26 protein-coding genes are annotated in these 23667 nt (G+C 44.0%); 16 read left to right on the forward strand and 10 right to left on the reverse strand.

The genetic code is table 11. The features are described from left to right. The first annotated feature begins 152 nt into the window (after nt 1–152). The 8 genes from JEY82_RS03330 (at nt 153) to JEY82_RS03365 (ending at nt 7875) form a co-directional block, all read left to right on the forward strand. The gene (locus JEY82_RS03330) at nt 153–629 is read left to right on the forward strand and encodes a cytochrome c3 family protein (protein WP_304082527.1); all 477 of its coding nucleotides are present in this window, start codon (nt 153–155) and stop codon (nt 627–629) included. A 5-nt stretch (nt 630–634) separates the two neighbouring features. After that, the gene (locus JEY82_RS03335) at nt 635–1774 is read left to right on the forward strand and encodes a 4Fe-4S dicluster domain-containing protein (protein ID WP_304082529.1); all 1140 of its coding nucleotides are present in this window, start codon (nt 635–637) and stop codon (nt 1772–1774) included. Between the two features lie 72 nt (nt 1775–1846). Further along, entirely contained in the window at nt 1847–2818 is a 972-nt protein-coding gene (locus JEY82_RS03340; RefSeq protein WP_304082532.1) for an RnfABCDGE type electron transport complex subunit D, read from the forward strand. A 3-nt stretch (nt 2819–2821) separates the two neighbouring features. Beyond that, nucleotides 2822–3391, forward strand: a complete 570-nt coding sequence (rnfG, locus tag JEY82_RS03345; RefSeq protein ID WP_304082533.1) for an RnfABCDGE type electron transport complex subunit G — start codon at nt 2822–2824, stop codon at nt 3389–3391. A 9-nt stretch (nt 3392–3400) separates the two neighbouring features. Beyond that, the gene (gene rsxE, locus JEY82_RS03350) at nt 3401–4087 is read left to right on the forward strand and encodes an electron transport complex subunit RsxE (RefSeq protein ID WP_304082535.1); all 687 of its coding nucleotides are present in this window, start codon (nt 3401–3403) and stop codon (nt 4085–4087) included. Between the two features lie 17 nt (nt 4088–4104). Next, the gene (locus JEY82_RS03355) at nt 4105–4680 is read left to right on the forward strand and encodes an electron transport complex protein RnfA (RefSeq protein ID WP_304082537.1); all 576 of its coding nucleotides are present in this window, start codon (nt 4105–4107) and stop codon (nt 4678–4680) included. A gap of 24 nt (nt 4681–4704) precedes the next feature. Next, entirely contained in the window at nt 4705–6819 is a 2115-nt protein-coding gene (locus JEY82_RS03360) for an FAD-dependent oxidoreductase (protein WP_304082538.1), read from the forward strand. A gap of 3 nt (nt 6820–6822) precedes the next feature. Beyond that, entirely contained in the window at nt 6823–7875 is a 1053-nt protein-coding gene (locus tag JEY82_RS03365; protein ID WP_304082540.1) for an FAD:protein FMN transferase, read from the forward strand. 244 nt (nt 7876–8119) lie between these two features. Here the strand turns inward: JEY82_RS03365 and JEY82_RS03370 are convergent, their stop codons facing one another. From JEY82_RS03370 to JEY82_RS03390, 5 genes are read right to left on the reverse strand one after another with little or no spacing between them, the layout of a single operon-like run. Further along, nucleotides 8120–9103: an ABC transporter ATP-binding protein gene (locus JEY82_RS03370; protein ID WP_304082542.1), complete on the reverse strand. Its 984-nt coding sequence runs from the start codon at nt 9101–9103 to the stop codon at nt 8120–8122. Continuing rightward, nucleotides 9052–9981 (reverse strand): ABC transporter ATP-binding protein, encoded by a 930-nt coding sequence (locus JEY82_RS03375; protein WP_304082543.1) that lies wholly within the window; start codon nt 9979–9981, stop codon nt 9052–9054. Before JEY82_RS03375 ends, JEY82_RS03370 begins: the two co-directional genes overlap by 52 nt. Next, nucleotides 9981–10832: an ABC transporter permease gene (locus JEY82_RS03380; RefSeq protein ID WP_304082545.1), complete on the reverse strand. Its 852-nt coding sequence runs from the start codon at nt 10830–10832 to the stop codon at nt 9981–9983. The genes JEY82_RS03375 and JEY82_RS03380 overlap by 1 nt, the downstream gene beginning before the upstream one ends. Next, nucleotides 10825–11775, reverse strand: a complete 951-nt coding sequence (locus JEY82_RS03385) for an ABC transporter permease (protein WP_304082547.1) — start codon at nt 11773–11775, stop codon at nt 10825–10827. The genes JEY82_RS03380 and JEY82_RS03385 overlap by 8 nt, the downstream gene beginning before the upstream one ends. A gap of 11 nt (nt 11776–11786) precedes the next feature. Further along, nucleotides 11787–13322, reverse strand: coding sequence for an ABC transporter substrate-binding protein (locus tag JEY82_RS03390; RefSeq protein WP_304082549.1), 1536 nt, complete (start codon nt 13320–13322; stop codon nt 11787–11789). A gap of 114 nt (nt 13323–13436) precedes the next feature. On the opposite strand from JEY82_RS03390, the gene JEY82_RS03395 reads away from it, so the two are divergent. Further along, the gene (locus tag JEY82_RS03395; RefSeq protein WP_304082551.1) at nt 13437–14258 is read left to right on the forward strand and encodes a class I SAM-dependent methyltransferase; all 822 of its coding nucleotides are present in this window, start codon (nt 13437–13439) and stop codon (nt 14256–14258) included. 101 nt (nt 14259–14359) lie between these two features. Further along, nucleotides 14360–14842: a GNAT family N-acetyltransferase gene (locus tag JEY82_RS03400; RefSeq protein WP_304082553.1), complete on the forward strand. Its 483-nt coding sequence runs from the start codon at nt 14360–14362 to the stop codon at nt 14840–14842. 75 nt (nt 14843–14917) lie between these two features. Here JEY82_RS03400 and JEY82_RS03405 read toward each other — a convergent pair whose 3' ends face one another. The 5 genes from JEY82_RS03405 to JEY82_RS03425 all read right to left on the reverse strand — a co-directional run bounded on the left by JEY82_RS03405 (nt 14918) and on the right by JEY82_RS03425 (nt 18482). After that, entirely contained in the window at nt 14918–16033 is a 1116-nt protein-coding gene (locus tag JEY82_RS03405) for a carbon-nitrogen hydrolase family protein (RefSeq protein WP_369681147.1), read from the reverse strand. 353 nt (nt 16034–16386) lie between these two features. Further along, a complete protein-coding gene (locus tag JEY82_RS03410) occupies nt 16387–16665 on the reverse strand; it encodes a hypothetical protein (protein WP_304082555.1) in 279 nt (92 codons plus the stop codon). Between the two features lie 99 nt (nt 16666–16764). Continuing rightward, entirely contained in the window at nt 16765–17400 is a 636-nt protein-coding gene (locus tag JEY82_RS03415) for a hypothetical protein (protein WP_304082557.1), read from the reverse strand. A 115-nt stretch (nt 17401–17515) separates the two neighbouring features. After that, nucleotides 17516–17845, reverse strand: coding sequence for a hypothetical protein (locus tag JEY82_RS03420; RefSeq protein WP_304082559.1), 330 nt, complete (start codon nt 17843–17845; stop codon nt 17516–17518). Further along, entirely contained in the window at nt 17814–18482 is a 669-nt protein-coding gene (locus JEY82_RS03425) for a nucleotidyltransferase family protein (protein WP_304082561.1), read from the reverse strand. The genes JEY82_RS03420 and JEY82_RS03425 overlap by 32 nt, the downstream gene beginning before the upstream one ends. Nucleotides 18483–18614: 132 nt before the next feature. Between JEY82_RS03425 and JEY82_RS03430 the strand changes: the two genes are divergently transcribed. The 6 genes from JEY82_RS03430 (at nt 18615) to JEY82_RS03455 (ending at nt 23456) form a co-directional block, all read left to right on the forward strand. Next, nucleotides 18615–19163: an RNA polymerase sigma factor gene (locus tag JEY82_RS03430; RefSeq protein ID WP_304082563.1), complete on the forward strand. Its 549-nt coding sequence runs from the start codon at nt 18615–18617 to the stop codon at nt 19161–19163. Further along, entirely contained in the window at nt 19156–19722 is a 567-nt protein-coding gene (locus tag JEY82_RS03435) for a hypothetical protein (RefSeq protein ID WP_304082565.1), read from the forward strand. Before JEY82_RS03430 ends, JEY82_RS03435 begins: the two co-directional genes overlap by 8 nt. Beyond that, complete coding sequence (locus JEY82_RS03440) at nt 19712–20458, forward strand: hypothetical protein (RefSeq protein WP_304082566.1); 747 nt, start codon at nt 19712–19714, stop codon at nt 20456–20458. The genes JEY82_RS03435 and JEY82_RS03440 overlap by 11 nt, the downstream gene beginning before the upstream one ends. An 86-nt stretch (nt 20459–20544) precedes the next feature. Then, nucleotides 20545–21504 carry a tetratricopeptide repeat protein gene (locus JEY82_RS03445; RefSeq protein WP_304082568.1) on the forward strand — a complete coding sequence of 320 codons (960 nt, stop codon included), beginning with the start codon at nt 20545–20547 and terminating at the stop codon, nt 21502–21504. A 23-nt stretch (nt 21505–21527) separates the two neighbouring features. Further along, complete coding sequence (locus JEY82_RS03450) at nt 21528–22325, forward strand: helix-turn-helix domain-containing protein (protein ID WP_304082570.1); 798 nt, start codon at nt 21528–21530, stop codon at nt 22323–22325. A 186-nt stretch (nt 22326–22511) separates the two neighbouring features. After that, complete coding sequence (locus tag JEY82_RS03455) at nt 22512–23456, forward strand: proline iminopeptidase-family hydrolase (protein WP_304082572.1); 945 nt, start codon at nt 22512–22514, stop codon at nt 23454–23456. The last annotated feature ends 211 nt before the right edge of the window (nt 23457–23667 follow it).

Below are 23667 nucleotides of genomic sequence, written 5' to 3' on the forward strand. Positions count from 1 at the left end.
CTGATTGATTACCCAATCTGTATTACTCTCTCTGTAGAATTTAAAAGTTTGAGGAGGATGAAACTGCAATCAAAGCAGAACTCTGCTTTTTATTGTTAGTTTCCGACCTTTGGGTCTTAATCGTGAATTATTCTAAATCAAGGATTGGTTCGTTGAACAACAGATATACCCCACTAACTTTAATTGTTGTTGTTTTATCTCTTGCGGCTGTAGCGGGTTTTCTTTTCACTCCCTCTGTAAAGGAGAATCCAGTTCGCGTTGTCATGGATAACAGCGGCGGAAGAGTGATATTTACCCATTTAAATCATGCTGACGAGTATGGGTATGAGTGTGCAGATTGTCATCACGACGACATTGGTCAGGAATTGCCCATAGCTTGCGGGTCCTGTCATCCTGCGGCTTTTGATGAAGAGTTCAAAGCACAGCATCAAAAGAATTTCCCCAGTAAAGAAGCATGTCTGCGTTGCCATGATGATATTCCTACAGGTCCTTTGGCAGAAGAGGATAAACCTGACACTGAGAGTATTCCTTTAAGAGCGGATGCTTTCCACGGGCAATGTATGAGTTGCCATGAGTCAGACGGTGGGCCTTATGGTGAAGATTCCTGCTACAAATGCCACGCGAGGTAGGTTAGATGCTTAAGATTCATTATTCACTCGAATCAGATGTTCTGAACATAATAAATGATATCACGGCACCCTCTGAGATCAATATCCGGGTGCGCAACCTTGTTCTGAAAGCAAAGAAAGGGCAGAGCGTTGCCCGTGGTGAGATAATTGCTGAACATCCGTCAAAATTCGGCGGCGCATACCATGCTTCCGCTTCCGGTAAGGCAACAAAAGTTAATTATCATCACCTGACCATAAAATGTGATTGTGCTGAAAATTCCGTTGAGCCGGTTGACGTTCAGTCCATGGGACCGGGAAAAGAACTTCTGCATACTTTGCAGGAATTGGGCATTGATGTTGCTCCGTTTTCTTCCCACTGCGATAATTTAGTCATAAACGGTCTCAATCCTGAACCCGGTATATTTGTAGCCGAACTGCTTCTTGAGTGTGAAAAAGATATTCTTGAAACCGGACTCCGTCTGGCTGAATCCTTGATCACTCCTATACATACAATGTTGGCGGTGGCTCGCGGGACATCATATTCTCTTTCCGGAACTGAATCTGTTTCGGTTAAGCCTAAATATCCTAATTCTCTTAATTCTCTCGTAATTAAAGCTGTCACAGGAAACGAGTTTGCTGACGACACTAAAATTATGAGCATTATGGACATTTACAATCTCGGTCTGGTCGCTAAGTTCGGTCTGCCTGTAACTGATACCATAATGACCATATGCGGACATAATTACCGTGTGCCTTTGGGAACACCAATCCGCCATCTGCTTAATGAACTGGATATACCTGTTAAGTCCGGTGACAAGGCTGTTCTTGGCGGACCTTTCCGCGGCGAGGCTGTCTATAGTCTGGATGAAGGCGTGAAAAAGGGTGATCACGGATTGTTTATTATTTCAGCAGGTGAATTCCCGTCAGTTGAAGATACTACCTGTATCAACTGCGGCGAGTGCGTTTTGAGCTGTCCTGCCCGAATTCTTCCGAATCTGATCAGTCGTTATGCGGAATATGAGAAGTTCGAAATGGCTAAGAAGTATGATCTGGACAGTTGTTTTGAATGCGGTCTGTGTTCCTTCAATTGTACAATCAGACGACCCATCTTGCAGTATATCCGCTTTGCTAAGGATCAACTCAGGGTCAGCGGTAAGGCTGAATAGTCTTAGTGTCATGACATTAGTCACCGGATTAGCCGGTAAAACATACAAGTTTTCAGATTTAAAGGTTAAAATATGACTCCACCAGTAATTAAAGCAATGTCGAACATTGCAGTCAGGCTCACGGTTTCGCCTGCTCCTCACTGGCGCAGCAGACGTACTTTGACGAAGATGATGCAGTATCATCTTCTGGCGCTGCTGCCTGCACTGATCATGGCTTTCAATATGTTCGGCCTGTCTGCACTTTCAACTGTCGGCCTTGCGGGATCGGTGGCTGTAATCACTGAAGCTATTTGTCTCAAGATGCAGGATCGCGACATCAATGTAGATAATTTCACAGCATTATATGAAGGCATCCTTTTTGCCTTTTTGCTTCCGGCAACTGCGCCCTGGTGGGTGGTAGTTTGCGGGTCTGTTTTGACCATCGTTATGGGTCGCACTGTCTTCGGCGGATTCGGCACCAACCCCATTTGTGCCCCCCTGGTCGCCTGGGCGTTCTGTCGTCTCTCATGGCCTGCTGCCATGGATATCGATTTGAATCTTTCCCACTTCGTTATCAATGCTCCTTTAGATCAGCTTAAATTCTTCGGTCTAGAGAGTCTTGACCAGTTCAACTACATGGATCTTTTCCTCGGGCAACAGCTCGGCGGGCTTGGTTCTTCTCAGATAATTGCAGTTCTGGCAGGAGGAATTTTCCTCATTGCCACCGGTTGGGTGCGGGGGTTTATTCCGGCGGCTTTTCTAATCGGCGTGACTGTAACATCTGGAGTTTTCTGGATGATTGATCCTGAAGTTTACGCAAATCCTATGTTTCATCTATTGACCGGATCAGTAATGTTCGGAGCTTTCTTTCTGGCTCCAGATGTTGCTTCCAGTCCTGTAGGCAGGATTCCGCAAGTTCTTTTCGGACTGATTGCCGGAGCTATGGTGATAATTATTCGGGTCTACGGTGTTTATCCTGACGGTGTGCCTTTTGCCATAATGGTGGCAAATCTGCTCACTCCTCTTTTGGACAGGGTTAGGCCTAAACCTTTCGGAGGCAGATAAGTCATGCGTGAAATAATATATATGCTTGTGGTTCTGTCTGTAATCTGTGCGTCCTCCGGGGCTTTACTGGTTAACTTGAAACAGGCCACTAAAAGTCAGATCGAACAACAGGTTTTGACCTATGTTCAAGGACCGGCTCTTTTGTCAGTCCTTGAAAACCGCGACAATGATCCAATTATGGAACGTGTGCAGGTAAAGGATGTGACTATTTTCCCTGCTATGAAGGATGGAAAGCTGGTCGGCATTGCTCTTGAAACCTTCGCCTCGGGTTATTCCGGTAACATCGGAGTTGTGGTTGGTTTTGATGTGCAGAAGGATGAACTTCTCGGGATTGGTATCACTACTCAGACCGAAACACCGGGGCTTGGAACGCGTATCGCAGAACCTGCTTTTACCCGTAAGTTCACAGCTCACGGTCTTGATTCCATGCAGGTGACATCTAAAGGTGGCGACATCGACGGTATTTCCGGTGCGACATATTCTTCTGTCGGAACTGTGGAAGCTGTGCGCAAGGCCATTGAAGTTTATCAGTCCCTTAAGCCTGAGATCAATATGATCTGGAAGAATTCATAAGGAGTCCCTATGAGCCGTATAGTCAAAGAATTTATCAAAGGACTCTGGGTAGAACTTCCTCCGTTCAGGGTGCTTTTAGGCCTGTGTCCCACACTGGCTGTTACTTCCACTGCGGAGAACGGACTGGGTATGGGAATAGCTGTCCTTTGTGTTCTGACCATGTCCAACATGATCATTTCGTGTTTTAGAAAAATTATTCCTGCGAAAGTTCGTATTGCTTGCTTCATCGTAATTGCAGCTTCTTTGGTTGTTGCCGTTGAGTTGCTCATGCAGGCTTACGTCTATCCGCTTTATTTGAAACTTGGAATTTTTGTTCCGCTTATTGTTGTGAACTGCCTGATTTTGGGGCGCGCTGAAGCTTTCGCTTCTAAGAACGGTGTTCTTCTGTCCGTTGCGGATGCACTCGGTATGGGAATCGGTTTTACCGTGTCACTGACTTTTCTGGGCGCACTTCGAGAAGCTCTTGGGCATGGAACCATCTTTGGAACTCAGGTTATGTGGGATTCTTTCGAGCCTGCGGCCCTTATGGGTATGGCTCCCGGGGCATTTGTCGGACTGGGAGTAATTTTAGCTTCCATGAACGCTCTGAACAGATACCTGAGTCGTAGAAAGGGTGAGGCTCCGCCTAAAGTTATGAATTCCGGTTGCGCCTCTTGCGGTGCCTGTGGCGGCATTGAAAACCTCAACGCTAAATAAGAGAAAGGTTTATTAAAATGGAATATTTCCTACTGTTTATCTCTGCGATTTTCATAAACAACATTGTACTGGTTCAGTACCTTGGGGCTTGTCCTTTCATGGGAACCTCCAAATCTACAGATGTTGCGATGGGAATGGGTGGAGCAGTTATATTTGTTGTCCTGATGGCTACAGCTCTAACTTGGCCCCTGCATCAGTATGTGCTCATTCCTTATGGTCTTGAGTATTTGCAGACTATCGTTTTTATTCTGGTCATTGCATCACTTGTGCAGTTTGTTGAGATGTTCCTCAAGAAAGTTCTTCCGCCTCTATATAAATCACTAGGGCTTTTTCTGCCGCTCATCACCACCAACTGTGCGGTGCTCGGTGTGGCAATTATGGTTCAGCGCAACGAATACTCATTTATCAAGTCTATGATGTACGGGTTGGCTTCAGGTATCGGCTTTCTGATTGCTCTGGTTATTATTTCGTCCATCCGGGAAAGACTTGATATTGCTCCGGTTCCGTATGTTTTCAGAGGTGTACCTATCGCTCTGATTATGGCCGGTGTCATGTCACTGGCGTTTTTCGCATTTCAGGGAATGGCTGCTTAACCGGACAATCAAGGATATATTAAAATGGTAACTTCTTCTATTCTGATTTTATTTTTACTAGGTCTTATCGCGGCTTCTGTTCTGGCTGTGGCATCAAAAGTTCTGCACGTGGAAGAAGATCCGCGTATTGCAAAAGTTGAAGGATGTTTTCCCGGCGCAAACTGTGGTGGCTGTGGTTATCCCGGTTGTTCTGCTGCTGCGGGAGCAATTGTTCAAGGTAAAGCTGGTCCTGAAATATGTGTTGCGGGCGGTGCCGAGATTGCAGAAAATATAGCATTAATCATGGGCGTAGATGCTGCATTCAAAGAACCCAAGGTTGCTAATAATATTTGTACAGGCGGTTCTCGCGCAAATTTATTGTTTGACTATGAGGGCGTTGAAGATTGCCGCGCTGAAGCATTGCTTTACGGCGGTGAAAAAACTTGCGGGCTTGGCTGTATAGGGCTTGGCTCTTGCGTCAAAGTTTGCGGTTTTGATGCCATCCGTCTTAACGACGACGGTATTCCAGTAGTCGATATGAACGCCTGCCGTTCCTGTGGTAAATGTGCCGACGTCTGTCCCACCGGAGCCATCCGGATCAGCGGTATGACTATGGATCTTCTGCATCTTAATAAAATTGACGATTGTCTGGCCCCTTGCATGCAGAAATGTCCGGCTCAGATAGACGTTCGCACTTATATTAATCAGATGAAGCTCGGTGATATGCGTGGAGCACTGCTGACCATGAAGGAGCGCAACCCGCTTCCGCTGGCAGTAGGGCGTCTTTGTCCCGCCCCGTGTGAAACTATTTGCCGCCGTAATATTGCTGATGACGGCGTTGCTATTCACACCTTGCATCGTTTCGTTGCAGATTGGGAAATGAACTCCGGTTCACGCCTCAAGCTGGATTGCAATCCGGCGACAGGTCATAAGGTTGCAATTATAGGCGGGGGACCGGCAGGCCTTTCCTGTGCATATTTCTTGCGTCGTATCGGTCATGAACCTGTTATCTTTGAAAAGCGTGAACAGATAGGTGGTATGATGAAGGGGATTATCCCTGAATACCGCTTGCCTGCAAAGGTTGTTGACTGGGAAGTTCAGTCTATCCTCGATCTTGGTGTCGATGTGCATACCGGAGTTGAATTCGGTAAGGATATTACTATTAAGAGTCTTGAAGAAGAAGGTTACGAAGCAATCTTTATTGCAACCGGAGCATGGAAAGTCCCTGACCTTAAAGTTGAAAATTCTGACGTCGAAGGCGTTGTGGATGCCGTTACTTTTCTTGAACAGATTGGTAAGTCTATAACAGATTTAAAAGGCAGAAAAATAGTTGTTGTCGGTGACACTAACACTGCCATGGATGTTGTTCGCAGTGCAGCCCGTCTTGGTTGTGATGTCACTTCATTAATAGATTGTATTCAGCGCAAAATGTCCGCCAATAAAAACGAAGTTAAACGCGCCGCCGAGCTTGGCAGTGATCTTAGATTTCTGACAAGACCTACCCGCATTCTTGCTGAAGATGGAAAAGTCAGTGGTATTGAATATTGCGAAGTTCAGTATGATGACCCCAAAAAAGCTACAGGAGTCCCCAAACCTGTTGAAGGAACTGATACTGTTATAGACGCGGATCTGATTGTAGTTGCAACCACACGTCTGATAGATATTGCTCCCTTTATGGATGAAGAAGGCGCTCTTCTTTTTGCTATAAACAAGAAAACAGGTGGAATCGAAGCAAACACTCTTTCTTTGCAAACCAAAAACCCCAAAGTTTTTGTCGGTGGAGAAGTTCATTCCGGTCGTAGTATTCTTATTCAGGCAGTAGCTGACGGAAGACGAGCCGCACGTGGTATTCATCACTTTATCACCGAAGGGGCTATTCCAGAGCCGAAGAATCCGCAGCTTCGTGTTATGCCGGAAACCATTCTTAAGAATATGGCTGTGACCTATACCATTCCTAAAATCAAAGTTCCGGAGATTTCCGTTGAAGAACGGAGATCGACATTCAAAGAAGAGGTCAAAGGTTCCATTGTGTACGAGGCAGCCCGTAAAGAAGGTAGTCGTTGTCTACGCTGTGGACTGACTTGCTACGACGCTGAAGCCGGTGCTGAGTATGCTCAAGATGCTGATGTGCAGAAATTCTCTGAGCTGGGCAAGGAGTAGAGCGTGGCTAAAAATCGTTTTTCCAGACGTTCATTTATGAAAACCCTTGCTGCAACTGGAATCGGAGCGGCATTTGTGTCCACTCCGGTTGCTGCAGCAATGCGCATCGCCAGTGCCATGCGTATAGGCGATAAACGTTACAAAGTCAGCGAAACCCGTTTTCTCATGGGAACTTATGTAGCCATTACAGCTCTGCATGAATCAAAAGATGCGGCAGAACAGGCTACAGCCAAGGCTTTTGCTGAAATTGACCGCCTTGCAGCATTGTTTGACCGTCATCAGTCCAGCACACCTGTATCCGTGCTTAACGAAACGGGCAGATTAACTGATGTGGCACCTGAATTATTTTACGTTATGAAAAAAGCTCAGACATTCAACAGCTGTTCTAAAGGTGCTTTTGATGCCACGGTTCTTCCTGTTGTGGAAATGCTGAGCAAGCATGCCAATCCTAAAGGGCAGATAAATCTGACTAGAAACGATCTGGATGATGCTCTGGATCTTGTAGATTCAGATGCACTTAAAATTTCTAATAGAGAAATTTATTTCGACAAGCAGGGCATGGCTGTGACTCTCGATGGCATTGGTAAAGGGTTTATTGTTGATTGTGCCTCTGAAATTTTGTCTGCAAACGGTGTGATCAATCACCTGATTAACGCAGGTGGCGACATTCGTGCCGGTGGTGAGCGTTCTAAGGGGCAACCTTGGATCGTCGCTATTGAAGATCCTGCTAAAAAGGGCAATTACCCTGCTGTAATTCAACTTAAAGATGCGGCAGTGGCTACTTCCGGTGGATATGAAGTCTATTTTGATGCGGACCGGTTCCATCATCATGTAGTTGATCCGCGTACGTCCGTATCCCCCACACAGATCTTGAGTGTTTCAGTCATCGCTCCCACTGTTATGCAAGCGGACGCACTTTCCACTTCCGCATTTGTTATGACTCCTCAAAACAGCATTAATTTTGTTAATGAACAAAAAAATAGTGAATGTTTGATAGTCAATGCCTTAGAAAAAAAATTAAGTTCTAAAAATTGGAATTGTATGGTAAGAGTTTAGTAATCTCTATTTTTAATGATTAATTAAATAGCGTGTCGTTGACTGAAAGCAAGTGACTAACCTCCTCAATCCCTAAGTCGCTTGCACCTGTAAAATCGGAGTAACCTGTACTCCGGTTCTGGGCATCTGCAGGTCAAATCGGAAAACGGCAATCTGCATAAGGGAAGACCAACCTCACTTCCCACGACCCCTTAAGCGGGCCGGAAGCTCACTCTTCCGGTCCGTTTAACTTTTGTTTCAGGCGTTAGTAACAGCATCTAACCTTGTGGTCTTTATTTATTTCCCGAAGCGGTGGAAGTTCATTTGTACATGATTCAACTGAATTTGTGCAGCGAGGATGAAACGGACATCCAGAAGGAGGAGTTGAGGGGCTTGGTGATTCTCCCGTTAATTTGATTCTTTCAGAACCCGGCTTTAGTCCCAGCACGGATGAAACCAGAGCTTTAGTATAGGGATGGTATGGTGTGTCTATTATATCTGAAACGGTCCCATACTCTACGATATGCCCGTAATACAGCACTGCCACATAATCTGCCATGAGACGCATCGATCTCAGATCATGTGTAATTAAAATAAGTGACTTGTTATTTTCTTCAACCTTTCTTTTAAGAATTGATAAAACATGAGCTTGTATTGATCGATCCAGAGAAGCTGCCGGCTCATCTGCAATAATCAATGAGGGATCAAGGCTAAGAGTGCGGGCGATAGCTATTCGCTGGCGTTGTCCGCCCGACAGCTCATGCGGGTATCTGTCCAGAAGGTCGCGGGTGAGTTTGCCTGTCGCCAGTGATTTTTCAATTAGAAAATTCCGGTTATCATTTATTGTTCGGGAAATTTTAAAAGGCTCAAGCAGCAGGTCTCGTACTTTCATAGCTGGATTCAAGCTTGCTGTTGCATCTTGCGGGATCATTTGAGTGTCATTGCGAAAAAATGTTTTTTTATTATTACTGAAAATATTCTTTCCATTGCAATACACAGTTCCGCTTGATGGTTTTTCCGCACCAAGAATAATTCTTCCGATGGTTGTTTTCCCTGATCCAGATTCCCCTATTATTGCTAGACATTTGTTTTGTGATAGAGAAAAAGAAACGTCTTTCAGGGCTTGATTTTGAGTTCGGCGTATGAGTCCTGTTGTAAAATTTTTTCCGATATCTTCCACTCTAAGTATTTCTTCAGCTATCTGGGACATCGCACACCATTCTTCATTAGCGGCTTTTGGGTTGAACACAATTTTTCAGCTTCAGGGCAGCGAGGGTGAAAACGGCATCCTTCGGGGGGACACGTGAGCGGAGGAGGACTGCCTCCGATGGGGCGGAACCTGTTATGATCAAAGGTCTTCATCAAGGCTTGCACGTATGGATGGCGGGGAGAGTTGAACACCTTGTGCAACGATCCTGTTTCAACAATCTGTCCAGCGTACATTGCCGCAACATTTCCACAAAGTTCCGAAGCAACATCCAGATCATGAGTAATGAGCAGCAGTGATGAGGATAATTCGTTTACGACATCTTGAATAAGCTCAATAATTTGTATCTGCACTGTTGGATCAAGGGCTGTAGTAGGTTCATCCGCAATCAGCAGTTTGGGCTTGGCTGCGAGGGCCATCGCGATCATTACGCGTTGAAGCATACCTCCCGAAAACTGATGCGGAAATTGGCGTGCCCGTTTTTTGGGATCAGAAACACCAGTTCTGGCGAGTAGCTCTTCTGATGCATTACGTGCTTGTTTTCTGGTGAATCCCTGCCGTTTGATTACCTCAGAAATCTGGTCTCCAACACTCATAACCGGGTTAAGACAAGATGCCGGAGTTTCAAATATTATGGCTATATCTTTGCCGCGGATCTGTCTTATTTCGGCAGGTTTGAGATCAAGTAAGTTTTTGTTATTAAACAGTACTTCCCCTTCGATAACCGCTGATGACGGCAGGAGGTTCAGTATAGACAAGGCTGCTACAGTCTTGCCGCAACCGGATTCGCCGAGCAGGCAGCAGTGATCGAACCTGCCGATAGAAAGATTAAAATCATCAACAACCGATACAACTCCTGCTTCCGATGGAAATTTTATTGAAAGATCCTTTATTTCAAGAAGCGGGGAAGGATTTTTCATTAGATTTCCTCCAGCTGAGGGGACGAAAGAGCTTTCTTATAACAATGCGGATCAAGCATATCCCTTAACCCTTCACCCGCCAGAGTAAATCCCATTGCAGAAACAGCAAGGCAGAGTCCTGCGATAAGGGGGATGTGAGGAGCTATTGCTAGTGTTGGGAGCCCCTTGCTCATCATTGTTCCCCATTCCGGTGTGGGGGGCTGTATGCCAAGCCCCAGAAATCCAAGGCCTGCTATGGCAGTTACTTTTCCACTGACACCTATAGTTGCAATTGTAGTTATCTGGGGCCAAAGCTCAGGAAGGACGCAAGTCCTTATGATATATATTCTTCCTGCTCCCATTGCCCGCACTGTTTCTACATGGAGGCCGTTCATGGCTGTACGTGTAATACTGCGGGCAACCCGTGCGAATTTGGGCCATCCGGGGATAGAAATTGCCAGTATGAGTCCTGTTAATCCCGGCCCTGTAATAGCAATGCACAATAGTGCTGCGACAATTCCCGGAAAGGCAAAGAAACAATCGGTTATGCGCATAATCAACCCGTCAAGTCTTGGAAAACATCCTGCTATTACTCCTACCGCCATTCCTACCAGTGAAGTGATTATTGTAACTGTCAACGCAAGTCCTATAGAAGGACGAATAGCGTAAATAAGTCTGCTGGCTACACATCTGCCTAGATAGTCGGTTCCGAGGGGATAGGTTGAGTCCGGTCCTTTCAGGCGATGCCTAAGATTTTGCTCCAATGGATTATTGGGAACAATCTCAGGTGCTGCAATACCTGCTGCCACGATTGTTGAAATTATGAGTAGTCCTAGAATGAATGACTTGCTGATGAAGCGAGGCTTAAACATTGGCAGTTCCTTCAATTCTTGGGTCCAGTAACAGGTTTAAAAGATCCGTGATAATTATGATCAGTACGTAAGCAGTTCCGATGGTAAGAATGCAGCCTTGCACTACGAATATATCGCGGGAACGAACCGATTCTACAAGCAGCCGTCCCAGACCGGGCCAGAGAAATATTGATTCAACAACGACAGCTCCCCCGACCATATGTCCGGCCTGAGCCCCCATGTAATGCAGTACTGGCGGAAATGCATTTTTCAGTGCGTGTCGGCCGATGATTGCAGTTTCACTTAAACCTTTTGCTCTTGCTGTTAGAATATATTTACCCCGCAGACTTTGCAGCATTGAGGTTCGCATCAGGCGGGCTGTAATAGAAGAGTTGATCAGGGCCAGCGAGGCCGCCGGAAGTATAAGGTTATACCAGTGCCCGTATCCTGCAACGGGAACAAGGTGTAGGTGTAGTGAAAATATAAAGATAAAAATCACAGCAAGAAAAAAATCAGGTATTGACGATAATACAAGCGAAACTCCCAGCGCGATTTTATCTATTGTTTTTCCGGCATGCACTGCCGCCGCCGTTCCCAGTGGAATGGCGATCAATGCTGTAAGCAGTATTGCGGTGGAAGCAAGGAGCAGTGAAGGGATTATTGCCTGTGCTACTTCGGTTGTAACCGCCTGCCCTGATTGAATTGAGTATCCAAGATCCCCTTTTAATGCTCGTCCCAGCCAGCAGACATACTGGACAGTAATGGAGCTGTTGTAACCCAATTCCTCCCTCATTTGCATAACAGCTTCTTGAGGCGGGGATTCTGTTTCCATCAAATGGACGAGTGCAATTTCAGCAGGGTCGCCTGGAAACATTGCCAGAGACAGGAAGGCTGCGACGCTGACCCCGAAAAGTACGGGAATCAACGTCGCAACTCTAAGAATAGCTGATTTAAAAATAAACACAGAGCTACTGTCTAATTCAGTTCAATTCTTTCAAGATGAAAGCACTGCTCAACAGGATGCATAACATATCCTTTAACATTAGGTCCTACTGCATCTATATTGGTATAGTAATTCAGATATGCCATTGGAGCATCTTCAAGTAGGATAGTCTGAATCTTGTCATAGATCTTTTTGCGTTTGTCAGTATCAAATTCGTGGCGTCCCTGATTTAAAAGTTTATCAACTTCAGGGTTGTTGTAATGATATGCACCCCATCCCGGATTTACTGTGAGAGTGGAGAAGTAGTCGGCATTGAGATTGTAATCAGGGTCTGAAACAAAAAACAGATTGCGTCCTACAAGGAACATTCCGAATTCGCCACTATCACGAATCTTTTTGGCTGCATCCGATTGTACAACAACAAGATTAGTCTTGATACCGACTTTCTGAAGCTGGCTCTGCATTACTTCCGCAGTTGGAGGAAGAGTTGCCCTTTCAGTGTAGGTGACAAGTTTAACTTCGAATGGAATTCCGTTTTTATCGAGTATTCCGTCTCCGTCGGTATCTTTCCAACCTGCTTCTGCAAGAAGCTCTTTCGCTTTTTCCGGTGAATATGGGAAACCTTTAAGCTTCGTGTTTGCCCAGAAAATTACCGGAGGAAACAATGAAATTGCCGGTTCTCCGATGCCTTCTAGCACGTAATCAACAAGGTCTTGACGGTTGATGGCATAGTTTACCGCGAGTCTTACTTTTTTATCTGTGAAGGGACCCTTTTCAAGGTTGAATCCGACAATGCGTGTGCGTCCGATAGGCTTGGTCAGGATCTTTTTGCCGTAGCTCTTGAGAGATTCAATTGCCTCAGGAGGCATAATTTGTGCAATATCAAGCTCTCCTGATTTCATCATGGCTGTGCGGGTCATTGCATCCGGAATACCTTTGTAAATTACCTTATCAACCTTTGCTTTCAGCGGTCCCCAGTATTCGTCAAACCTTTTGGTTGTCATGTAATCTTTGAGTTTGCATGATTCAAAAGCAAACGGTCCGGTGCCGATAGGTTTGATCACTTTTCCGTTTGCATCAAAAGAAGAGGGGGCCAATGCAGATGCTTCACCTTTAGAAAGATATGCAGGGAGCGGAGCAAACGGTTTGGATGTTTTGATTTTTAATACAAGTTCATTTTCAGCTGTAATTGATTCAATGGGGATAGATTTCAAAAGAGATCCGACTTTCATGAGCCTCTTCAGATTATCCACCATTATTGAAGCTGTTAAAAGTGTTCCATCGTGAAATTTTACACCTTTTCTTAGATTGAATGTCCATGTCAGCTTGTCGTCAGAAATAGACCATTTTTCAGCTAGAAGCGGTGTGAATTTAAGATTGAAGTCCACCCCTAACATAGATTCAGTTATGCCTATTCTTTGGAAAACGTAGCCGGACTTGTGGACATCCAATGTTTTGGGGCCCCACGGAGAACCGACTCTAAGCGTTCCTCCATCAGCATACGCCGATGCGGCAATTAAGATTAGTAGAGCTGTAAGTAAAATTGATTTTAAATTAATACATTTCATCTGGGCTATCTCCTTAAAAAATTGCTTTGACAGTGGCACGATATTTAAATTAATAAAATTTATCAAGTAATAAGTCTTTATTTTTATATACTTAATTAAAGGGAGCAAGAACCAATGAACGAAGTCAAGTTACAGGATGTCGACTGGGTTAAAGAGTGGCGTGAAAATATGAGCCAAATGAATGAAATCAGTAGTGTTGATTACTGGAATGGTCGTGCCGATGACTATGACGACTTTATCTGCACATCAGAATTTTCTTATGGATATGAAATTGTAAAGATATTGGAAGAGAATGAAGTTGTCAGGCCGGACTTATCCGTGCTTGAAATTGCGTCCGGTGTCGGGGCCGTCACAATTCCGCTTGCACGAAAAGCTTTGAAAGTAACCGGTATTGAACCTGCTCAGGAAATGGCTGCAAGGTTGGCGAAGAACTCCAAAGCGGCTGGAGTTGATAATATTGAGGTGAAACTTATGACCGGGCAGGAGTATGCAGAAGGTGTCCAGTCAGCAGATCACGGGTTGAGCCTTTTATGTCATGCTTCATGGCAGTTTCCTGAGATAGCCGAGATTGCATCGATGATGGAGAACGGGAGCAGCGAATGGTGCTGCATTTGCGATACTGCGCTCAACCGTAATTCAGAAAGTGCAAAATTACAGAAAGAATTAGGTGTTGTTTCAAGCTCATTTGACAGGGTAGAAGGTCTTTATAACGGCCTTAAGGTGTTAGATCGAAAGCCTGAAATAAAATCCTTTGATTACATCATGAGAAGGTCTGTTGATTCAGCATACAGTATGCTCACCAAAGTGTTAACTAAACAGCGGGTTCCCACTGAGAACGATATCAAATTGATTAATGATCATATCGAACGACATTCCGACGAGGGTGTTTATAATGAACCGGGTAAGATGAGTGTAATTTGGTGGCGTAAGGAATAGAAGTTTAAAGGAGAGACTTTACAAAATAGATATTATGCTGTTTCTTAATAATTATATGCTGCGTGTAACGTATTTTATTTTATATAGGGGGCATTTAATTAATGAAATATATTATTGAAGAAATTCAAGAAGTTCATGATAGTGATGTTTGCCGAATCATCAAAAAAGTTGGTGCAGAGTATGGCGCCATTGGTGATGGTTTTGGTCCTTCAGATCCAGAAGTATCCTCAATGAGCAAGTATTATAAGGATGAGAACAAAAGTGTTTATTTAGTTGCGACCATTGAGGGAACTGTTGTGGGAGGCAGTGGAATTGCACCATTTAACAATAGTTCCGATGTGTGTGAATTACGCAAATTATTTTTACTGCCGGAAAGCCGCGGTTTAGGTCTTGGTAAAGATTTGACACTTCGGTGTTTAAGTTTTGCTCGTTCCAAAGGCTATAAGCAATGTTATTTAGACACACTTTCCTGTATGAAATCAGCAATAGTACTTTATGAAAACCTTGGTTTCACACACTTGAAGGAACCTCTTGATGGTACCATTCATGGAGGCTGTGATGTCTGGATGTTAAAAGAACTATGAATCCCTTCCAAAAAAAAGATACCCCCTTGCAATTCTTATAAAAAGCAAGGGGGTATTTAATATTGTAATTCTTCCTTATTGTTCGCGACCGATTTCTTTTCCGTCTTTAAATGTGGGGTATGTCCAGCCCCCGGGCAGATTGGCTTTAGGGGCTGTGAGCGGCGCGTATAAATCCGGGCGTCTGTCCCTGAGGTAATTATACTTGGGTGCGGGGTGGGTCATGCCGTAGTATTCCGGGATGCAATCCGATATCAACAGGGTGTCCTGCTGGTGTCCCGCTCCGATGATCACATCTCCGTGGGGACTGATGATGATGCTGTTGCCGCGATAATGCCATTCATCATTTCCGCGTTTTTCATAACCAGCGCGATTGGCGTAAGCGAAAAATACGTTGTTTGCGTAAGCATATGCGGGAAGCATCACGGTGGAAATGTCGGGGTAGGGGACAGCACTTCGTTTGCCGTTGGGCAGTCTGTAGTAGCAATCCGCAGCAGTAGGCCCGACAATGAGTTTGGCGCCATTGAGAGCAAGGATTCGTGAGAGTTCCGGGAATTCATTTTCATAGCAATTCAGGACGCCTACGGGAAAACCGAAGGTTTTGAACACTGGCGGAGGTTCACTGCCGAAGGACCAGTTATCACGTTCCTGCTGTCCGTATAGGTGCGTTTTTTTGTAACTGGTCGCTAATTCGCCTTTTTCATTGATAACGGCGATTGAATCGAAATATAGAAATCCGTTTTTGGTTTTGACCTTCTCGGCGTATGGGACGAGCATCGCCATATTCAACTTGGCGGCGATTTTTTTGGCTCGGGTGATGCTGGGACCGTCAGAAAATTCTGCCACCTTTTTTGCTTCATCAGGGCTCAGAGTGTAACCGGTCACGTAGAGTTCCGGAAAAGCCAGAAGCTGAACTCCTTGATTTTTAGCCATCTGTGCAACCTTTTCCAAGCGATTCATGTTCTTGAGACTTGCGCCGTGGCCGTAGTCGGCTTGAGCTTGATAAATGCCCAGTCGGAGTCCTTTACCTTTAGGCGGCAGGGTTTGATAGACCGAACTCTGAACTTTCAGCTTGCGATAGCCGTCCAATACGGTCTGGTTATAATCCGGGGTGCAGCAGTCAGGAGTGGGGGCACCGGCAAACGCTACGATCGGCAACAGCATAGATAAGAATAAGGCGATAAGAGTCTTCATAGATTCGTCTCCATCGTTATTGGTGGACGGGGGATTTGCCTGCCCTCCAGATAATATACAGATTCTCTTATTATATGCACTTTAATCGAGCTGTTTGTCCAGCTCGATTAAAGTCGACGATCCGGACATCAGTCTATTCCGTTTTAAGTTTTTCGACTGCTTCGGAGAGGTGCTTATGCCAAATTTTGCGGAAATCAGCGTGTTCGAGAGAGCCTTCCCGCTCTGCTTTTAGGATAAAGACATCGTTGGCAGGTCCCCTGGCTTACGAGTCTTGAACGATTCTTCCAGTCTTCCCAGTTTCCCAGTGACTATTTGAAATGAAAAATCGTCTCGTCGTTTACATGCCGAAAGACTTATTTCTTCACCCTGCCTCGAGACTTCATACAATCATTATAAGTGCCCATTGCTTTGTGGTTGTCTGAAAATTTAACACGATTACTTGTTAACATTCTAGATCCATTGTCATTCTTTGGTCCGATAGGGTGTTGCTGTGCGGTTCTTTTAGTACAAAATGTCCTGTCTTCATTATACCTTTTTTTTGCCATCTCCGGGTCAGTCATGTTGTGGTTATGCCACGAGGAACAGCCGCCGGGAATTGTCAGCAATGTTGCAAATATAATAAATTTTTTCATATTTTAGCTCCGTTAGGAAAGATAAAAAGGCCTAGTTATCAATTACGAGAACTAGGCCTTTTCGTTTTTGCTAAAATCAAAGGGAATAGCTGATGCTGATTATTTTTCAGCAGGGAGAGTAAAAAGTTTCTGCAAGTAGTCAGTAAGTCCCATGTTTACACCTTGACCGCACTGAGCAAAAGGGCATCCCAGTTCGTATGGAACTTCGATAGGTTCCGGAATTCCGGAATATATCACAGCATTCTGATGAGTTTGGTTTTGTTTTATGAGAAGTTCCACGGCCAAATAGCATGCGTTAGGACTATTTTTTACACGTTCAATTCTAGGAGACCATTTATTGACGACTACTGGGTAATTCCTAAATGAAGGTCCGTAAGATAATTCATTTGAAAATCCGACTTGTTGTGAGGCTCTGTGAGCAAGCATCTTGGGTGAAATAGAACCGACGCGAGCCTCAATTAGATAATCCACTTCGCCATACGGCTGATATTTGTAGCCCATACCGGCTAAAGTTTTAATTGCATTTTGTACAATAGGGAGAACGCCGGTTTTTACTAGTTCCGGGTTGCCGTTTCCTTTTAACTGAAAAAGAACAACTTTAACGTTAAACGTTCCAAGGGCTGGGGTGAAAGCAGACATCGGTGCGGGGGGAGTTATTGTGCGAGTGGAGCAGCCGCCCATGCAAATTATAATAAAAAGTGCCAAAAATTTAATCACAGTGAAATTTTTACGCATGATGATCCATTTGTTGTTCAAGTTAAAGTAATTGATTAAATTTTATTGTATTATATAAATACTGGCAATGAAGATATTATATTTTTGCATAATAGTGATCTGATTTAATGATAAATCAACAAAATGAGTGAATCTCAAAAACTGATGGAGAGTAGAGTGTTGTTCCTGCCACAATTTTTTTTAATTGCGGATCGAACTGAGTCATATTTATAATTATTTTGTGGGCATTTTCGAGGTCTTCGGTGATATCTGCTTGATTCAGCCATATAATTTTTTGTGCTGATTGCGGAGTTCCTTTAAATGCTCCCTGTTTATGCTCGAAAAAAGTAAGAATTGATTGTAATGACACGGCGGCGGATGTGGGCAGTCCGGTGAGTTCTCCATATATTTTGCTTCTGCATACATGTTGTTCTTCAAGAGTTTTGCCAGTCTTCAGGAGTATCAATATCTTGTAAAATGCTTTGATTTTTTACATCGAGCAAGCAAACACCACTTTTGTTCCGTAGTATTTTTCGAGGTCCGATGTCGCCTTCCAGATTTTTTAATTCCGCATATAAGCTGGAGTTGATGAGAACCGGATTTCCCATAATCCTTTCACACGTAGGGATTATGGCCAAAGGTTTTTGGGATTTGTGTTTTTTAATAATCAGATTGATTATGTCCTGAGCGACAAAAGGCTGATCTCCCAGTAAAAATAAAGCTGATTCATCAGCTTTGCAGTGGTTAATACCGCAAAGCACGGAACTACTTTGCCCGGATTCATATTCAGGGTTATATAATGTCTCAGCTTCTTTAAAAGCAATACGTTTTAATATTTCAGAACGGTAGGAACCCAGAATAACGATAACCTTGTCGAGATCGGATTGAAGAGCATTGTCAATAACACATTGTAGTATAAGCTTACCTCTACAATCAAGAAGTTGTTTGGCCTGTCCCATACGGTTTGCACGGCCGGCAGCCATAGTGGTCATTCCCAATAGTCCAAACCAAACAAAAAGCCCGGTCGGCGTCATTGGATTGCCGAAAGCGGTTTCGTCCGTCAGCAACACCAGACCGAGCGCTGCAATAATTAAGATTCGCATGTTGGGACCAATATTGTATAAAATATTATTGATAAATATTTGCTTTTAGAAATAATGTGACCAATCATATTTTATTAACGTCTATAGATATAGAAAGGATATTACTAAAATTAAAAGGAAGTGTCAGAATTCATGAGCATTGAGAGTGAAAATTATGCGGTAAAAAAAGTCTTGAACGGCGACGTTCAAGTTTTTGAAATTCTTGTGCTCAAATATCAATCTCCAATCTATAATCTGATGTTTAGAATCTTCCGCGAAGAAAATGAGGCAAAAGATGTTGCGCAAGAGGCTTTTCTCAAGGCTTTCAAAAAATTGAATAAATTTCACGGCGGGCGTTTTTTTTCGTGGCTGTATTCTCTCAGCCTGAATGTTGCCCGTGACCGTTTGCGTAGTAAGAAAAAATTTGATGCTCTTTTTTATATTCCGGAAAATATAGCTGACTATCCTGATATGACTAATGAAATTAAGGATATGGAAGATATGAGGGATGCTGAAAAAATGTATGCACTCATTGAAACGCTCCCTTTAGGATATACCGAGCCTCTTCTCTTGCGGTTCAGAGAGGATCTGTCCCTCAAAGAAATAGCGGAACTAACAGGATTAAGTCTGAGTGGAACCAAGATGCGTATTCACAGAGGACTGGCGATGGTCAGGAAAAGACTGGAGGAACTAAATGACTGATAATAACGAAAAATTGAATGCAGAAGACTTGAAACTTGCTGCTGAACTAAAAAAAATGGAAGTAAGAAAAGTCCCACACGCATTTTCTAGATCAGTTATGGATTCGGTTCATAAAGCTAATAAGCCGCTGTGGAAAGTAATTATTTGTTGGCTTAATGCCCCCTTCAACCTGCGGCTGACACCTTTAAGGATGGCTTTGGGAACAGCTTTGCTCGTGCTGGTTTTCTTTTTAGTACCTAAGACGGACACGGGGCATATGGTTGAAGATCATTCTGTTCCCGTTCGCTTTGAATTTGCGTCACATTCAGGTTCAATAAAGCATGTTTCAGTTATGGGCTCTTTTAACGGTTGGTCAACCGAATCTTCCAGCATGCGCTATGATAAAGAGAGAGGATTCTGGGTATATGAAACCAGTTTGCCACCCGGTGATCATGAGTATGTTTTTCTTGTTAACGGAGTTGAGGTTGTTCCAGATCCACAAGCTGATTTTTCGAGAAAAGATGATTTTGGAAGTGTTAATTCAATAAAGTTTGTGCGGAGCAGCGAATATGAAATATAACAACTTCTTATATGCCTGCTTGTTGCTAGTACTGTTTTGCTTTGCTTCTCCTCAATTTTCCCATGCGGTTGGACTTGAAGATGCAGTTGAGCGAGTTTCTGTTTGCACCGATGGAGAGAAATCCGTCAATAGGCTCCTTGCGGCTGTTCTGGACTCAAGAATCAGTGCAGAACAGGCCGAGTCTATACTTGATATTATGATTGATGTTTGTGAACAGAGATATCCTGCGAATATGTTTTTCGAAAAACTAGATGAGGGGATGGGTAAACGAGTTCGCGGTCCTCTGATAGTGGCAGCCTTACGGCGCATGCACGACAACTTTTTATTCATTCGTACGGTTGTTTCAGCAAATGGCGAAACAGCATTACAACCTCTTGTAATTTCCGGAACAGTCGCCGCCAACGAAGGCTTGTCCACAGAATTTATAAAATATTGTATCCAAAAATATGGACTGAGCCTTGGACCGGAAACTCTCGGCACGGCTTTTTCCATGGCCGGAGAATTGGCCCGAATCGATTTTGATCCGCAGCTGATAGAAAAGATAGTCAATGCGGGACTTGAGAGCGGCTCTCTGAACGGTAGTTGGAAAAATATTTCAAGAGTTGCCGTTGTGGTCAGATTAAAAGATGTTTCCGATTCTGATTTTTGTACTTCAGTTATTGAAGTTCTTAAGCAAGAAGGATCGCTAGCTGACCTGATGGTGAAAATGGGTTTCACAGAAAGAAATAGAAAATAAACAAATTAATGTGACCTATAAGCAGATCTGAACGTATATTATTATGAGTACTCATTACATCACAAAACCATTAATGGAGACGTTAAATGAAATCAGTCAAGATTGTAGCAATGGCCTTAACCTTAGCTATGCTATGTTCCTGCTCCAGCTATATGACGGGTTCATATTACATTAAAAACAGGAAATATAACAGCTGTATAGATGAAATGAAGAAATCATTAGGGGAAGATTCTCAAGACTCTGATGCAGCTTATTTCCTAGGCAGATGTTATTTGGCTGACGGAAAAGCGCAAGAATCACTTCCTGCCTTTAAAAAGGCTGTCCAGCTTGAGCCGGACAATGCGGAATACAACTTATGGTTAGGAATTAATCACTGGGCTTTGGCAGACTTTGAAAATGAATTCAAGTCTTACAGGAAGGTCATTGAAATTGACCCTGATCATACCTCAGCAACCCTTTACCTTGGTCACAGTTATTTTGATAGGTCTAAATGGACCGAAGCTGTAGCCTATTATGACAAGGTTATCAAAAAGGATCCATACAACCCGGAAGCTCTTTTTAACAGAGCTGAAGCGAAGTGGCAGCTTGGCGAACGCAAGGAGCTGACAGAAGAATGGAAAAAATACCTGGAATATTATCCTGACGGTGTCAGGGGGATGCGGGCAGTTCTTCGACTAAATGCATTGGGGGATTTCTCCTATCGCAATTACCTTCTGGGACAGCGAGTTTTGACATTAAAAACTCCTGAGTTCAAACAAGGCAAAGCTGATATGAGTTATAAATCCATGGCCTCCACGTCCGTAATTGCCGCGATCATGGATAACAATAAGGATCTCAAAATTAACGTAATATCCTTTGTAAAAGGAGACAAAGAGTTGGCTAAGATGAGGAGTATTGAAATACGTCGCCAGATTCAGGCGGGGCATGCCAATATAGATTCAAATCGTATCCTTCTCAGTTGGTTTGATATTCCTGATGAAGTTCAGACCTCCGAAGGTTTAAAAACAATAGATGAAACAGTGTTGTTTATAACAGAAGTAAAATAATCCTTCTCTAAGGAGAATTGAAAATGAGAGTTATAAAATATTACTTTATAGTCGCTTTCTTAAGTTCCTTGCTATTGTCAGCAACAGCAGTCCGTGCTCAGGATATAGAAATTACGGATTCTATTGAAACCGTAGAAACGGATACCATCGAATCTAGGTTCACAAGTCCCTCACAGCTCGAAAAAGCTGATGCGCTGGCAGCAGCCGCAGCAGGGACAAGCTCTGATGAATTGTCTCAGGCTGAAGAAGACTTAAGCAACGCGCAGACTGCTTATGATAGCGCAGTCGAACTCGGTGATACCGACGCCATAGCCGAAGCAGAGGAAGCTTTGACAGCTGCAAAAGAAACAGCTGATGCCGCAGCGGCCTCGGCTGCTGGAATTACTTCGGCAGACATTGCCGATATGCGTGATGCAGGCATGGGATGGGGTGAAATAGCTCGTGAATTAGGAGTGCATCCTTCTGTTCTAGGTCTGGGTCATACTAATAGATATGGTGCTGTTGAGACTGTGAGAACTAAAAATGGCAATGCCTATGGCAAAAACAGCCTTACTTCCCGTAATCTGGAAACAGGGACAGCCAGCACTCCCGGTGCAAAGGGTAATGGAAATGATAAGAGTCTCGGACTAAGCCGTGCATCATCCTCTGCGAAAAGCGGTTCTGCCGATTCTCCGGGCAACGGTAATGGAAATGGTGCCGGTAGTGGCGGCGGAAATGGAAATAGCGCTGGTGGCAATAGCGGCGGTCGCGGAAATAGCGGCGGTGGCAACGGTGGAGGAAATGGCAATGGTGGCGGCAATGGAAACGGTGGTAATAAATAACCAAGATCCAGTCTAATACGCTTAAATCATATTCATAAAACAAAGCCTCGTTTCTAATTGGAAACGAGGCCTTGTAGAGCGGTTGCGATATACATAATCAACCGCAGGCGTTTTTTATATTGGAGCCTGTTTTGTACGTTAATTATAGTGATGCTGATCGGTTGCGTGTCGCGAGGCGAAAAAACTATGAATAAAGAACAAGCATACATAGACAAAATTTTAACTGAACCTGCTTATGATAGCGAAGGTTTTGTTGATTACACTTATAAAGGTCATGCCTATAAATTATGGTACGGTAGAATTGGCTCCGGCAGCGCACCACCTGCATTGGTTTTGCACGGCGGCCCTGGCGGTAATCATCACAATCTCGTAGCGTTTCAAGAATTAAGTGATGAACGCCCTGTAATTTTCTATGATCAACTGGGATGCGGAAAATCAGAGCGTCCGGATAATCCGTCTTTGTGGACTGCTGAACGATATTTTGATGAGGTGAAAGCTGTTCGGAATGGTCTGGGCTTGAAGAAGTATCACTTGATTGGTCACTCATGGGGAACCGCTCAAGCTGTTGGATTTGCCGCCAAACATCCCACTGGTATATTGTCTATTTCTCTCCATAGCCCAATATTGAGCTTTCCTTATTATATCACTGATGTTGCCCCGGCACTTAAGCAGGGTTTGAGCTGTCTAAATGGAAAAGGCGGACAGGTGATAGATGATTATGAGTTGAGGGGAGTAGGAACAAAGAGCGACTACGACGAAGCTTGTATGGAGTTCACTAAGAAACATGTTACGCATACATGGCCATTACCAGAGGCAATGAAGAAATTGGCTGCCGCACGAAATTCTGCAATTCACGATACGATGGTTGCCGGTGGTTCGGAATTGAATGTACTGGGAAATATAAAAACGATTGACGTAACCGCGCAACTGTCCAAGTTGAATGTTCCTATTCTTATGACTTGTGGAAGCGACGATTTGTGTACGCCAGCCTACACTAAATGGCAGTCTGAATTTGCCAATAATCCCCAATATTACATCATACAGGGAAGCGCCCACATGACCCCGGTGGATAAGCCATTGGAACTCATCGAGCGGGAACGGGTGTTTTTAAGAGAAGTGGAAAAATTGTAGAACAAAGGTATGCACGTAAAGTTAGCCATTGATCCTAATGCTTTGTTTTTAAAGGGTAATTCAGAGACGTAAAAAGCCCTTTGAATTTAAGAAGTAATATGAGTTGTGAGTTTAGATTTATCAGGCCAAAAAAAAAGCCTCGTTCCCAATTGGAAACGAGGCTTTTGAAATGAAATGTAGCGTGAGGTCTCCCTCATCTCTAGCGCGCAGC

Origin of the sequence: Maridesulfovibrio ferrireducens, assembly GCF_016342405.1 — a bacterium.
Classification (GTDB): Bacteria; Desulfobacterota; Desulfovibrionia; order Desulfovibrionales; family Desulfovibrionaceae; genus Maridesulfovibrio; species Maridesulfovibrio ferrireducens_A.